General features: G+C 38.4%; 11 protein-coding genes. 5 read left to right on the top strand and 6 right to left on the bottom strand.

The annotated features are described in order from the left end of the window. Positions 1-35 precede the first annotated feature (35 nt). The gene (locus tag A9B99_RS01740; RefSeq protein WP_016247047.1) at positions 36-524 is read right to left on the bottom strand and encodes a hypothetical protein; all 489 of its coding nucleotides are present in this window, start codon (positions 522-524) and stop codon (positions 36-38) included. 121 nt (positions 525-645) lie between these two features. Here A9B99_RS01740 and A9B99_RS01745 point away from each other — a divergent pair, with 121 nt between their 5' ends. Genes A9B99_RS01745 through A9B99_RS01760 form a run of 4 tightly spaced genes read left to right on the top strand, consistent with a single transcriptional unit; the run spans position 646 to position 2,194 of the window. Continuing rightward, positions 646-915, top strand: a complete 270-nt coding sequence (locus A9B99_RS01745) for a helix-turn-helix domain-containing protein (RefSeq protein WP_001669504.1) — start codon at positions 646-648, stop codon at positions 913-915. Positions 916-926: 11 nt separating this feature from the next. After that, on the top strand, positions 927-1,454 hold the full coding sequence (locus A9B99_RS01750) for a hypothetical protein (RefSeq protein WP_064594033.1): 528 nt from the start codon (positions 927-929) through the stop codon (positions 1,452-1,454). Between the two features lie 14 nt (positions 1,455-1,468). After that, positions 1,469-1,828, top strand: coding sequence for a hypothetical protein (locus A9B99_RS01755; protein WP_016247045.1), 360 nt, complete (start codon positions 1,469-1,471; stop codon positions 1,826-1,828). 30 nt (positions 1,829-1,858) lie between these two features. Beyond that, positions 1,859-2,194, top strand: coding sequence for a hypothetical protein (locus A9B99_RS01760; protein ID WP_016247044.1), 336 nt, complete (start codon positions 1,859-1,861; stop codon positions 2,192-2,194). 433 nt (positions 2,195-2,627) lie between these two features. Here the strand turns inward: A9B99_RS01760 and avs1c are convergent, their stop codons facing one another. The 3 genes from avs1c to avs1a are packed head-to-tail and all read right to left on the bottom strand — an operon-like array spanning position 2,628 to position 9,854. Further along, a complete protein-coding gene (avs1c, locus tag A9B99_RS24400; RefSeq protein WP_064594035.1) occupies positions 2,628-2,894 on the bottom strand; it encodes an AVAST type 1 anti-phage system protein Avs1c in 267 nt (88 codons plus the stop codon). A gap of 13 nt (positions 2,895-2,907) precedes the next feature. Further along, positions 2,908-8,673, bottom strand: a complete 5,766-nt coding sequence (avs1b, locus tag A9B99_RS01770) for an AVAST type 1 anti-phage system protease Avs1b (RefSeq protein WP_064594036.1) — start codon at positions 8,671-8,673, stop codon at positions 2,908-2,910. Then, entirely contained in the window at positions 8,667-9,854 is a 1,188-nt protein-coding gene (avs1a, locus tag A9B99_RS01775) for an AVAST type 1 anti-phage system MBL fold metallo-hydrolase Avs1a (protein ID WP_064594037.1), read from the bottom strand. The genes avs1b and avs1a overlap by 7 nt, the downstream gene beginning before the upstream one ends. A gap of 2,106 nt (positions 9,855-11,960) precedes the next feature. On the opposite strand from avs1a, the gene A9B99_RS01780 reads away from it, so the two are divergent. Beyond that, complete coding sequence (locus A9B99_RS01780) at positions 11,961-12,527, top strand: response regulator transcription factor (RefSeq protein WP_064594039.1); 567 nt, start codon at positions 11,961-11,963, stop codon at positions 12,525-12,527. A gap of 11 nt (positions 12,528-12,538) precedes the next feature. Here A9B99_RS01780 and A9B99_RS01785 read toward each other — a convergent pair whose 3' ends face one another. Continuing rightward, on the bottom strand, positions 12,539-13,315 hold the full coding sequence (locus A9B99_RS01785; RefSeq protein ID WP_064594042.1) for an EAL domain-containing protein: 777 nt from the start codon (positions 13,313-13,315) through the stop codon (positions 12,539-12,541). A gap of 206 nt (positions 13,316-13,521) precedes the next feature. Beyond that, positions 13,522-13,929, bottom strand: a complete 408-nt coding sequence (locus A9B99_RS01790; protein WP_231889140.1) for a hypothetical protein — start codon at positions 13,927-13,929, stop codon at positions 13,522-13,524. Positions 13,930-14,038 lie beyond the last annotated feature (109 nt).

Below are 14,038 nucleotides of genomic sequence, written 5' to 3' on the forward strand. Positions count from 1 at the left end.
TTCCTTCTGTCTGACATGGCGGAAAACTGACGCTATCACACCTTCCCGTTCAGCTTTTCACAGAGGCGCTTACGCTCATCTTCGGGCAGCTTCATGATTTGTACCGCCAGTTCAGAAACATTGGGCCCCTGAGACATCAGATCGTCCTTTACCAGCCTGAGGGCCTGCTCCATCAGTTGCGCCCGCGAAGCTGGCGACATATTGCGATACAGCTGCACCCAGAGGCTTAGCTGGCGATCACTGTCGTTGAGAGTAAACGCTTCGCCCTTAGCCCTGTTTCTCTCATCATCAAGCGACATTGTGGCTGCGCTAATATGGTAAACAACGCCTTTCCCGGCAGTCCTTTTACGACGTATTTCCGGGTGCAGGGATGCCAGCTTTTCCAGGCGCATCCTGGCGCCACGCGCAGTGCCCGGCATCCCCTCAATATGAGTGAATTCCTCTGCTGTCAGCCAGTCTTTAGCCTCTTCAACAGAAGCTTCAGGATGAGTAGGTATAACCGAAACTGTTCTCTTACTGCTCATATAAATGTCACCAGATATCAATGCGTTAATATGAAAACCAATAAATAGATACCAAAAGAACTTGAAAGGTATCTTTTATTCGCATTTAATATCCATGTACTGATTCCATGGAGTTAATACTGTGCGTAACTCAACAGCATCGCAGAAAAAGCAGAGCAAAGGAAGTTCAGGGAACTGGCATCGTGCCGATATTGTGGCAGCACTTCACAAGCGAGGGTTAACGCTGGCGTCACTGTCACGCAGTCACGGCCTTGCGCCACGTACATTAAATAATGCCTTAGAGCGTCATTACCCCAGAGCTGAGCGCATTATTGCCGGGGCTCTGGATACGACACCGGAAACATTATGGCCGGAAAGGTATGCCCTTAAAAATGGACCTAATAGCAGGTAAAGGATGCAGTCATGGCAACCACCATCACTGAAATAACGGAATGTTTTGAGTATTTTTTCAGTTCTCTTTATCGCAGGGAGTTCGTCAAAACCCTGCGTCTGAACGAATGTAGCGAGCGGGAATTACTGCCTCTGGTACGTTGCTATTTGCTGGGTTGGTTTGCAGATAATGTCTCACCGGAAGTGAAAAGCAAGCTGCCAGGAACTGTATCCGGACACGGTTACATTGATTTTGTCATTGATGATGTAGCCGTTGAGTTTGCAGTACGTAAACCAACTGCGGCACGTTCCAATGTCTCCGCGACCGTCAACAGTAGAGAAGTAAAGAAATTGATGAAGCACGATGGCAAAGCCTTGCTTGTGCTGTTTGACTTCTCTGACACGCCTTATTCAGAAGAACAGATCGAATCCTTCCGCAACTGGCCTTCTCTTGGTCGAGGGAATCATCGCAAGTCCGCATTCAACGTCGTTTATTTCTTTGTGGAAAAACGCAGACCGCTGGCACTGGGGAAAATCACCAAAAACATCCGTATCACTTAGCAGGGAATCAAATAATGAACAGAAAACTGTTGGCCTTATTGATGGCAGCCATAACGCTACCTGTCGCAGCAGAGCAGTACGTAAAACCCGGAGCGGTTCTGACCCTGAATCCGGAAAAGGGCAATGCTGAATTCAGCATTAATGCCTCAACAGGAGATGGCTCGGGCGTATGCAATATTGAGGGGACGGCACAGCAAATAGCTGCCGGAGAAAGTCAGAAGCGTCGCTGGGTCTGGAATGACAATACCAGCCAGTGTGTTGCAGTAATTAGTACACTGAAAAACGGTAAGGCCAGTGTTATGACTCGTAGTTGCGAGGGATACTGCGGGGCTTCTGCGGCAGGCGCAATGGATGGTCTATTTAATAAGAAGTAATAAATGCCTAAATTAACGAAGGAATCTAATATGAAAAGAACAATGCTTCTGGTATTAATAGCAGCTGGTTTGCTGACTGGTTGCGGCGAGAAAACGCCAAAATGTAGTAGTGACGATGCAAAAAATCTTGTCGTAGATATTGCCAGAAAGACAATCGAGAAAGGTATGACGCTGGATAAGGATGTGCATATTTCTGTAGAAAATGTCAGAACAATTAGCCACGAATCAGGTCTGGATGTTTATCAGTGCGCGGCTGATTTAACGTTCACAAAACCAGACTTACAAAATTCTTTGCCAATCACCTACCGGATACAGAAAACTGATGATAATAACGGCCAGTTCTACATAAACGTATCAGGCCTATAGTTATCTTCACTACGTATGGATTCCTTTTGGGTGATACTAATGATAATTTACCCAAAAGGAAAAATTATAAACATGATCATTATTTACACCCTCAATTCTATTGTTAGAATTCATTGATTGACAAGCCAGCATTCAAGTAAAATAAAAAACAACCTTCTCATTAATGCCCTTTGATTATTAGTTCAAACCAGCAAAACAGATGAACGATTGCTAATATATATATAATTGTTGAGAAGAAAGCACATTCCACTAGTAGCGCGCACAAACTTTGTATATTAACTAATAAACGGCCTTTAAGAAACTTTAGGCCGTTTATTTTTTAATAGCTATTAACTTCATATTCTTAAGCGGTTTGTTACTCCACCTTATCAGCCCCCAAATTTAGGAAAAATATAACCTGAGCTATTAAATAATATTTCTCATTTTCATCTATTCACTCCAAATTATCACTAGAGTTGAGGTTACTGGGCACTTCTATATTTCGCATCTTATACATCATATTTGCGTTTAAGCGAGCTTGTTCATTAACACTGAGAAAATCAATTCGCCCATTCGGTAATTTTCTAACTTTTAGCACTCCCTCCATGGATACATTTGGTCCCACATGAAACTTACCTTGTTTCATAATGTTGTGTAAACAGTAAAATCGAAGTTCGAACTCCGATCTTGTCTGCGGTGTCTCGAATGTATCAAAATTCATATATTCTCCAATGTTATTGGAAAGAAACTAATCCAATAGGTTTTAGATCTAACTCAAATACCCAAATCAATTTAAAGCCATGCGGTAACTTGAGAGCATTTACATCAATAGAGAGATAGCAACCCTCATTGAAAGGCGCTCCTTCATATGTTTCTTTTAGTCGTCCTGACTTCCACCAATTTCGTTTTAAATTTGAGCTAGTTGCTCCAGTGATCCTCATGAAATGCGTTGTTGGTATTGCAGGTGTAAAGCTACCAAAATACGCAGGTAAAGCTTCAACATTAGCACAAGTGTCAATCACGCAAGTATTATCCAGTGAAGGCTTATCTAGTGATAAGAAGCGCCCTGAAGGAAGAGGAAGGTTTTCTGGCTTATCAGATAAGTATGCAGTTAGTCTTACTAACCTCATTTTACCTTCAAACCAAACCCTTTCACAATAATCTAAGTAAATACTATTCCCATGCAACGGTGTTGGTTTCTTAGTAAGAAGCCATTGTAAAGCTGGAGAGTCAAAGTTTGTAATCCTCAAGTTATCTAAACGAGTAGGATTATATTTTCTAAAAATATTTTCAATATGTTTGTATTCTGATTCGTTTGCAACACTATGTAATGCTACTTGAAACGCGTTACAAACTCTATCCGACCAGCGGTTAGGGCATTTTGCATTCCCATAATAACCTTCAGCCAACAATTGTTCCAACTCCAAACATACTTCTATAGATAATGGTGAGCATGCCTCTTCCAATAGTGACTTGGCTTGGGCCACTATACTGGCGCTTGTTAAGTTTAGTTTCTCAAGTCTTGACCAATTAGGTTTAATGCATTCAGCCCATGGAGGTAAGTCAACATCATTCGATCTGCCGTTATCAACCTTATTACAAAAACGATCAGTTAGCGTATCCAAAGCTTCTGCTGCAGATTCAAAACCTTTCATGGCAGCTTGTCTAGCAATGTGTATTAGAGTTGCATATCTTCCAACATGCTTACAGCCCTGTTTTATAGAGCTAAAGTCGAGTTCTTGGGCCAGTGTCTCCCAAATTTGCTTTGTTGTAGACATTTGCTTAAGAACACCGCAAATGACATCAGGATGAATGCCCATATCCATTGAAAAAGCTTTGGCCCCAAAAAGTCGGACAAATTCTGGGTAACTTTTTGATAACCAAATCAGCATCTCAGACGCTTTTTCTCGCCTTAACCATATAGGGTGCTCAATCGCATGAAGAAGCAAAGAGGCTAAGCAATGAGATAATTCGTTATTATCACTCTCTTCTAGAAACATATAGCCAGCAGTTTCTTTGTCCGCAGCACCAACCATGAGGCTCGTGTGCTCGTTAGTTACTTGAAGAAGTTCTGCTTGCTCCTCATCAGAAGAATGGCTCGCTAGCCACTCTATTAAGCCGTTTGCTATTCGCCAACTTTCCGAATGGCGTTCATTGAGTATTAAAGGTGAATACAGCTTAACTAAATCAGAAACTGAGCTATCTGTGTTCAAAAGTAGAGATTGCCCATCCGTGATCGCAGAAACCTGACCTGTCCATATTGGCCATCCACCACTTTGAATATCCATCAATCCTGTAATGATTTCTTTTTGTGCTTCCGAAAAATTACGGCGTCGTAGATATCTCTCAGCTTTGGATAAAGCTGTAGTGGCTTCAGCGATTGAACTTCGAGAGCCAAAAAGTCCCGGCATATAGATAGAGTCGTAATCTTCTTCATGCTTATTTTCTCGATTCTCGTCCTTAACTGTACTTTCTTCAGGTATTGTAACTGTTGTTTTTTTGGTCTCGGGTGAAATCGTATATGTAGCGAATCTAGCTTCAAATGTCTCTGTGTATCGTTCTGGTATGGATGAAGCAATCAATACGATAAATTCTGAACAATCTTTTTTATTTTCAAATTCAGATTCACAAATAATTTCTAATCGGTCCATGATCATGGTGAGGGCGTTATCGACATCAGAAACCTTATCAATCAAAAGATTGTAGGCTTCGGCAAATCTATTAATATAGCGAGAGTCACCAAATTGAAAACTCTCTAATAACGCCCAACAAAGCTGCCAATTAGCACTTGAGATTAATGGTTTAATGAGGGACAGAATCGAATCCTGCTCATCCAATGCTCCTCCGGGAAAACGAGTTCCTTTTAATGCAGATATTCTATCTATGTCACCTTTAGTTACCTCCTGATGCATCTGCTCTAAAGTTCCATAGGTTTGTCTTATAAAATATTTAATCGCACTGGAAAAGTCATTACGTGAACATAAAGCACCGAGGAAATCACGTTTAGCGTATCGAACGAAGCGCTGAAACGTCATCTCTCCAGCCGCTGCATCAAGCAGACCAGCAATTTTACTAAGTTCACCTGATGCTAAACTTGATGTATGGTTTAGAGACTGAAGAACGTTGACGCTTAGCCCAAACTGATCTTCTTTATACCAGCTCGGTCCCATTGAGAATGATAAAACAAGTTGATAAGTTTTTATTGCTTCGTCTGAGGCATCCAATTTGGTATAAAATGGAACTATGCTCAGCAACTCTGGAACAAGTTCATATCTATTCTCTAAGTTAGAAACTACGAACTCTTTCCAGCGATCCACCAGGACGAACACTTGATCTTCTACATTTGGGTCCATTGGCTTACTAACAATATTTGTTAGAACTAGCTTTATAATTCGTCTAAATCCTTCAGAGTAGATGCCACATTGGGAACTAAATTGGTTCTCGACAAAGTCAAGCAAGTTACCAATCTTATCAGGATATACATCAGTCATTAAAATCGTTAATGATTGATATATTTGGGGGACTATGCTTTCTGGTAAACCGTAGGCGTCCTCCCATTGGATACGCTGTGCAAGATTAAACTTTAAATAGTCAAAAACATCCTGATTTAAAATCCCCCAGACTTTTTGCAAGCCTACATCGTCCTCAACTTCTTTGAATCTTCTAGCAGCACCATCACACCAAGCTACGACGCTAAATATTGAATTGAGGCCATTTAACCAAGTATGTGGAGATATATTAACTAAGCCAGGGTAGGTAAATTCAGGGTCAATAAACGCTTTAAATCTCCACGCTGCCATTCCGTTCTCTAATTTTTCGTAATCAACAGAAATATTGTCGTCTGCAATGCATGCTATCGGTGTAGGCTTGTTACTAGGCATTTCACCTAAAGCAACAATAATGTTTTTAGGTGCGCCCTGAGACACAAAACAATCGATTATACTAGGATGCACTTTCATTTCTTCACTGCACCCCTCTGAAATTAAGATGTTTATGTCAGAGAATACTTGATTAAGTAGAGCCTTTTCAGTATTTACACCGTATCTCTCACATAGCCCTTGATATAGCGGGGCTGCAAAAACAATTGGCTCTGCCACCTCCTCTAATGGTCCGTTATAAAACCCTTTCAATTGACAAAGGGACATATATTTTCCAGTTAAGCACATAGATGCAGCTTGCAAGTAAGCTGCCATCTCTCTTATAAGAAGCTTACTAACTTCCTTATCTTTTGAAGTTCTTTTGATATTTTCCATCCAATAGCATTGGAAATTAGTAAGTGAAGTGCGTGAACTATTGTCTCCAGCGCGAATCCTTAGAAAGTACTGCTGTAATTGAAGGTCATAAATATCCAAGAATTCTCTATAAGAAAGCCCATTTCCGTTATACACTTTTTCAAGTTCTTCAGTTAAGTTCTTATCTACAATTCTTAATAACTCTAAAGCTTCCCTATAGCTGTGAGAATCAACTAGCTTCAATGCAATTGTCAGTGCTTCTTCCAGCGGAATAATTAACTGCTTATATCGACTTACATGTTGCAAAACATCTTGTGCTTTTCCTATAGAGATCAAAGCATTTGCTGTTAAATCAGCCGATTGAGCAAATAGAGTGTTATACCGAAATCGAATTCTTTGGTTAAGCAGAAGGATTCGTACCGTTTCAACTAAACTACCTAGCTCAGTTGCTACTCTCAAAACACCTTTAAGATCTTCGAGGATAGTGTCGGGCTCAACCCCTTGGTAAACGCAATCATCAACCCAGTTTTGAGTACATAAAGTTACCAAGCGTGCTTTATCTTGCCCATCAGCTTTAAGTCCATGGTAGATTAAGTTAAGTACACAATACTTTTCGTTTGTTTGCTTTTTACAGTGCTCAACAAGCCTCGATTGAACATCCTGCTCTCGTAATGCTGTCTTCTCAAGTAGAAAGTCAGAAAATGAAGAGTGATAGATTGTTGTCTGATTTGGAGACAACAATAAGTGCTGTATTCTTGCTAAAGTGCTAATCAATATAGACTGTTCGTTTGGGTTCAAAATTTTAGTGAAGTGGTTAATAGGGATACCCCAACGCAAACGAACAGCAATTGCGAGTAAATTTATGGCATCATTATCTTCCATCAGCTTCAGCCATAGTAAGTCATAGTATTTTCGAATACTGCCATCAATTAACGGTAATTTACTGAGTTCATCATTACTCGTGCCGGAGTTGGCGAGATCGATTAAATAGCGAAGATATAATGGGTGTCCCTGGACTCGTTCGCAGATTAAGTTTACAGTTTTTGAACTTACGTGATCCCCTGTAAGGGCTCTGTAGCAAAAATCTTTAACAGCATTATCTGTAAGAGAGGGCATAGAAATACATGCTTCACTTCCAAGTCTTTTACCTAATCGAGTTGCAAATTGCTCATAGTTTGGTGCGGAAAGCACGATTACCAACCCAGGAAGTAATGACATAGGTAACAGTCCAACAAACTTATTAAGAGCTTCAGCATCTTGACGTTCAACTTCATCTAATCCGTCAATGAACAGCACTCCTTTCACATTTCTTGAGGAGAACACGTCACTCAGTTTAATTAAAAGTTGTTCTATCTTAGTTATTAATTCTGGATAATCACCATTTTCTATACGTCCAGGTGACCCAGTGATGAAAATCGAAACTTGCATATTTAACCAATTGAAGAACTCTTGTGGCTGGGCTAACTGGGTGGCATTCTTGGGGCTTTTCAAGGGTGTAAAACTGTATGTACCGAAATGTTCTAAAGTAGTGTCTATAGGTTTGTATGTTTCACAAAATGTTGACTTACCTATACCATGTGCGCCATTAATAAATAGGTAGCTGTTGTTTTGCTCAATAGCAAATTTATCAAATTGCTTAATAAATGAATTTCTAGTGGCTAAATCTTGTCGCTTATAACCATCATCATTAGTTTCGACATTAAATCCATATACTTTCAAAAAGTTGCGTATGCTATATATAGAAACAACACCAATTGTTTTTTCTACGGAAACTCTAATAACGCCCACACAAGTGCCGTTACAAACCACTGAAGCTCCAGAAAATCCTTTGTAGTCATCTAAAGATAATGCTTCATCTATGCTGATCTCTATATCAGATCGTAGTTTAGGCCTGTCAAATATCTGAACAATTGTTCCCTCTAAACGGTGCCCCATTGTTAATTTATCAACAGGCCACCCGTAGGAGTAAAATCGGTTCCCCCCAAAAGGCAATATGCCACTAAGTTTGATTGGAGAAATATCACAATCAGTTTCTAATTCTACTAAAGCGATGTCTAACTTTGCGTCATGACCAAGAATATGAGCTTTTATTACTGAGGGGGAGGAGTTAAAATTAAATGCTACACTAATCTCCGAATCACTATCAATTGCATTGGCTACGCAATGCCTCGCAGTTAATATTATTCTCGGTGTTATTAGTGAGCCTGTACCAGATTCATCACCACATTCAATCTTACAAGTCGCTACTTTCATTTCTGTATCTAACATGATTGTTCCTTTGTGATCTCTATCCAACCAGTCGCGTTTTCTTCAACAATGAAAGTTGCGCCCGTAGTTGCTTGGAAATCTCTAATTTCTCTCGATTCCGGGGTCGAATAGTTAAAATAGAGAGTCCTTGTAAAACTCGCTTCCCTATCTACTATTGCTCGAAGAAGTTCAATATCAGGATGATTGTGTTTGCTACCATCCGAGGAAATGAAATACCTTGGGGCATCTATAACACTGAGTAGTTCAGGGCTAGTGTTGTAGTTACTTCCATGGTGAGATATTTTGATTGCATCAAACATCATGACCTCTCCTTGAGACTTCAGTCTCTGGACCTCCATCAAAATATCTTCTGCCAATGCATCTGCAAGCATTAATAATCGAATTCCATCTAGTTCTATAATAGTTGCAATAGAACTAGCATTAGTCGGTGAGTCATCCGGTTTGTATATCTCCTCAAGGCTTTTATTGCACCCGGCAGATATGAGGATTTCTCCTTTTGCCTTCATTTTATTGCTGTGCTCAAAGTTAAGCTCAAAAGCATCGTCAATAGCTTGGTTTGTGCCTACAGGCCCCGTAAAACCATAGCGCCTTAAGTCTTGTTGCCAAGATTTAATTAAACTGTTCAATCGAGCTCTTGACGGTGTAAGTACCCTTACTAAACCATCTTGAAATTGCTTAAGTTGCACGGAGTCGGTACAAATGCTTTGTGTGCCATCCGTTCGATTCCACACATACCCTCCAGCTTTGATCAAAGTTGCTAATGTCGAACCTTGTCTGGCGCTGATCTCATTAAAGCCTGGGAGGGAACTGAACTCTTTCGGATGACCTCGCTTAATAATGGCGTCAATCACTTCAAGGTCTTCAGGTGGTAGAGCAGTTTGATTTACTGAAGTCAAGCTTCGTAGACTGTTGTGCCAAACATCTTCAATAGAAATAATGTTTTTAACATTTGAATCACCGTTTGAGGCCAGAAGGCGAATGATCCCCCCAATGTGATCAGCATCGATATGAGTGATGATAACTAAATTTAAACATGCATTTCTAGCTGCTAACTCTTTGAGATCTTTATGTATGTATGAATTGAAGGTACTGGGGTACCCACCGTCTATAAGGATGTTAGTTCTATTGGTACTTAGAAGAAAGGCATCTCCATTTTGGGCTGGGTACATTTTGATTCGCACGTTAAATCCTTGGGGCCGTTATGATCCTACAACTAAGCCAAGTATAAGCAATTTATCTCAAAATTACAGGATTTAACAGGATTTGGTACGCAATTTGTATGAAATAAATCATGATGTTATGATTAGTTCAGTTGTATTCACTTACTGATATACCCTCATAGTTAAGGCCCGCTATCCAGGCTTTCCATCGATTGACGTATCAATGGCATTCGAAATGCCCGTTACCAGCAAAAATCGCTCTGTCAAATAAGATATATTCCTGTGAAAGTGCTTACAATTACACTTCCACTTATTGAATACTCGACAATCCCATCGAATCTATTCATTGATAAAGAAAAAGCCGTATCACACAATCCGGGTGAACAAGAATTGGCTGTAGCTGTGATAACTAGCCTCAGTTGATAGCATCAGCTAAAGTGAGTACAGACATGAGTATATAAACAACATTAAAAAATTAAAAACATTAAATATCAATTAAATAACAGAAAAATCACGGCTCAACGTCTAAATAAGCTTTGTTGTCTCATGAGATGTCAGAACATCTCATGAAGCTCACAAAACCCGCTAGAATCCACGCAATTGCGTGGATTTTTATTTTTATGAAGGCTCATGAATCTTGCTACAGCGCAGTTAAAAACGGCAGAATTACCTGCCAGAGTATTGCCAGGCACCAATTTAACAAACAAGTAATAGTGCGCCTCCATAACCGACCAACTTCTCAGTATGTTTTGCTCAAGCTGACCGCTATGGCTCTTCACCAACGCTACAGTGTTTACTACTCATGCGACCCTGTGAACTGATGATTTCAGGAACAATGGAATCATAATTCATGTACACACGTTGGTGGGCAATAAAGCTATTATTTGAGTATTGTTGATCAGGTGATGTTGATAGCAACCAGCACACAAATGGCATATAAAATGTGATGTTTAGAGTAACACCCTGCTTGCCAACAGTTAATGCTTAAAATATGACCAGCCTCAGAGATACACTAAATTTTGATGTTTTGTTCAACACTTTCGCGATTAGATTGAAAGATCGATTTTTGATGAAACCCGCAGGGCACCTGAATATATAACTCATTGATTTAAAACAATAAAATTAAATTACATACCCCCACACTCTTATTTTGAATATAAATCGACTCAGTAATTACCGCACCAACAAGTAAAAACCACTCATATAAATTAATATTAAATATCGTGAACTAATATTGACCTGATATTAAAACTGGCGATACTCAATATGGTTAGTGATAAGAATGGGTTTAGTGATTAAAAAGACGCCACAAATTCAATTGAGTTAACTATAGGAAATTTTATTTCCCGAAAACTGTTCTGGCCGTTACCATGAATAAAACGCTCTCATTGATTCAGTTGTTTATATTTTCTTCTTCCTCTTAATTCTATCTATAGATAGACGTCTTGATCTCATTGTTTTATAGTGCATTATAAAACAAAAAATAGCGAACAAAAATAATAACACCACGACAACGAGGAAACCAATAACCATATTAACCTCCCAGAAAAAACTATTACTACAAACTACCAATAGGTGTATTAAGTGTCAATTCACTAATTTTAAATAAGATTTAACTCAATATATCCATTCATTACTAATAAATATTTTTTATAAAAAACACGATAACAAACACATAGTGTGTTTATTTTAAGCACCAGACATCATTGGAGCCAGTGAATTTATGAATACGCCGCCACACATGAAAATATCACACATCACTAAAATAAACGCAGCGATTCTTATGGATTTATACAATATGAAATTGATATAATAAATCATTTAACTCGCATCGACTTACCATTTAAGAAATGAGAATAACCTCAGTAAAAATAACCAAACGAATAGGATATACCTTACACATTGCAGTTTCTATAAATGCGCTTCTATTTATTTATTAGCACCTTGCATGAAAATTAAAAATAAGAAATTCCCCAATTAACAATTAGTTATTATTGTGTTAAAGATCTAGAGCAAGAAAAATCTTATGCCTCTGGAGAGTTGCTTTGTTACTCTGCGTGAGGTAATGAACTTTTCTTTTGAAGTCACTTTTATTATTACACACAGCAACCGGGATACGAGGGCGTTATGGAAAGAAAAATAAATGTTTATTTATATAAAATATCCTGCAATTATATACGACAAGGTATCATTTCCATCCTTCATGAAAACATTGATTCTAATGTAAGAATAAATTTTGACTCGTGCATAATAAACGGTGACTCGTTAGTGATAACAAAGGGGAACTTCACTCCTTTCACAACACAAGATGGGAGGTTTATAGTAATACCAGAAAGAGTAACCATTGACACTTTTTTGGATATTATAAAGAATTTCATCTATGGAAGAATCAGTGATGAAGTGAAAAATATTAGCTTAGGTAATAGAGAACTAGAAATCCTCTCAGGGATAATTTCAGAAAGGAGTGATGATGAAATATCAAGATCAATGCAAATACAAAAGAAAACTGTATCTTCTCATAAGGACAATATAAAAAGGAAAATCGCAGCAAATTCAAGAATAGATCTTTTCTATGCATTTAGTTTTTTTGATTTCAACGACCACAAAATGAAAATAAATGAACTTGAAATAATTCACAATAGAAACATGCAAAATAAAAAAAATCAAAGTAATAGCATTGACTTCTACATGTAATAAGAAAAGAGCTAAGAAAAGGACTTCTTAGCTCTTCCATAGGAATTCACAAAATCATTAAGCACAGCATCTTCTATTGGCGTTGATATTAAATACCCCTGAAAGAACCCCACACCCATAGTTCTCAACATGTTTAATTGATTATTATTTTCAACTCCCTCAGCCACGCAAACAGCCCCTGTCAACGAGCAAAAATAGATAATTGTTTTTATCAAAGAAATGCATATTTCACTATTTTCAATTTTATCTACAACGTTTCTGTCAATTTTAACCCCATTAAACTTTATAACCTGAAGAGGGTATATCGTACTATCATAAGAAAGTATATCATCAAGGTATAAAGTACAACCAATATCTTGTAGAGTATTCATAACCCCGGCTATTCTTACATTGCCATTCAGTTTTATCTTTTCAGAAAACTCTATTGCCAATAATCTTATCCAATCCGCTGAAAAAAGTTTTTTTTGGGAATTAATAATCATTTCAACGAATCTTTCGTTGATTACCTCAGCGCCTGATATATTAAATGAAAAGAAATAACAGCCTTGATATGCATTAATTTTATTCACTGCAATATTAATAAGATAATCAGCTAATGCTAACCACGTTTTTTTGCTTTTAATCATTGGTAAAAATGCATCAGGCAGCAGTATCTGGTTATCATTTTTCCAGCGTATCAAGATTTCAAAACCAATCAGCCTGTTAGTTCTATTAATAACAGGCTGAAATACTGCGTAAACAGAACCATCACTCAGACCAGCTAAAAAGAGAGTATCTGTATCATTCATTGGTTCACCCTCAAGAAATACATCCAATATTCTTTACGTTTTATTCATTATAGATTTCATAAAAAAAAGCCCAACCTGGTTGGGCAATAAGTAAACCAGTAATAGTTTATTGTTATGAAGAAACTGATAATTTCCTGTTGATTATGATCATAAGCACAATCAACAGAATTGAAAATTATCGCAAAGTCAAAAATTTCGTTTTTTATTTAATGTGATGGCGTAGTGGTGGTGGTTGTTGTGGTTGTCGTTGATGTATTTGATGCATTCGACCCGCTCCCGCCCATGGATAACAGCATTACACCTGCCACGGCAACGACAACAGAGGGTACTATTATAGCTGAGCTACCAACCCCATAAAGTGGCGCGTTGGAACCAGCCGCGGTACCATAACTTTTCACTGGCTGTGGGGTAGTGTTCGCAGGTGTAGCTTCAGCAATATTCAAACTAGCTTCTTCAGGTTTTACCACCTCCCCATAAATATCTTTTTCAGCTATATTAGAATTCGCCCTCGCGCTCTCCAAAAATACTTTATCTGGGGATGCAACATAATCCTCCCGCGCTGCATATGCAGAATTAGCCAGCATTACAAGCATCACGCAAATAATTTCTTTCATATGTCACCATCAGTAGATAATCTCGCCACAAAAATAATCTACCTGAAATTAACGCTCATTTTCTTAAAGTAAGAAATTCCTCGTTTAATAATCAAAATAAACAAGACAA

It is taken from the genome of Mangrovibacter phragmitis (assembly GCF_001655675.1).
In the GTDB taxonomy this organism is placed as follows: domain Bacteria; phylum Pseudomonadota; class Gammaproteobacteria; order Enterobacterales; family Enterobacteriaceae; genus Mangrovibacter; species Mangrovibacter phragmitis.

What these genes read in the sequence shown, in the direction of transcription:
- A9B99_RS01740 (WP_016247047.1), bottom strand. Translation starts at nt 524, where the DNA reads ATGAGCAGTAAGAGAACAGTTTCGGTTATACCTACTCATCCTGAAGCT.
- A9B99_RS01750 (WP_064594033.1), top strand. Translation starts at nt 927, where the DNA reads ATGGCAACCACCATCACTGAAATAACGGAATGTTTTGAGTATTTTTTC.
- A9B99_RS01755 (WP_016247045.1), top strand. Translation starts at nt 1,469, where the DNA reads ATGAACAGAAAACTGTTGGCCTTATTGATGGCAGCCATAACGCTACCT.
- A9B99_RS01760 (WP_016247044.1), top strand. Translation starts at nt 1,859, where the DNA reads ATGAAAAGAACAATGCTTCTGGTATTAATAGCAGCTGGTTTGCTGACT.
- avs1c (WP_064594035.1), bottom strand. Translation starts at nt 2,894, where the DNA reads ATGAATTTTGATACATTCGAGACACCGCAGACAAGATCGGAGTTCGAA.
- avs1b (WP_064594036.1), bottom strand. Translation starts at nt 8,673, where the DNA reads ATGTTAGATACAGAAATGAAAGTAGCGACTTGTAAGATTGAATGTGGT.
- A9B99_RS01780 (WP_064594039.1), top strand. Translation starts at nt 11,961, where the DNA reads ATGGAAAGAAAAATAAATGTTTATTTATATAAAATATCCTGCAATTAT.
- A9B99_RS01785 (WP_064594042.1), bottom strand. Translation starts at nt 13,315, where the DNA reads ATGAATGATACAGATACTCTCTTTTTAGCTGGTCTGAGTGATGGTTCT.
- A9B99_RS01790 (WP_231889140.1), bottom strand. Translation starts at nt 13,929, where the DNA reads ATGAAAGAAATTATTTGCGTGATGCTTGTAATGCTGGCTAATTCTGCA.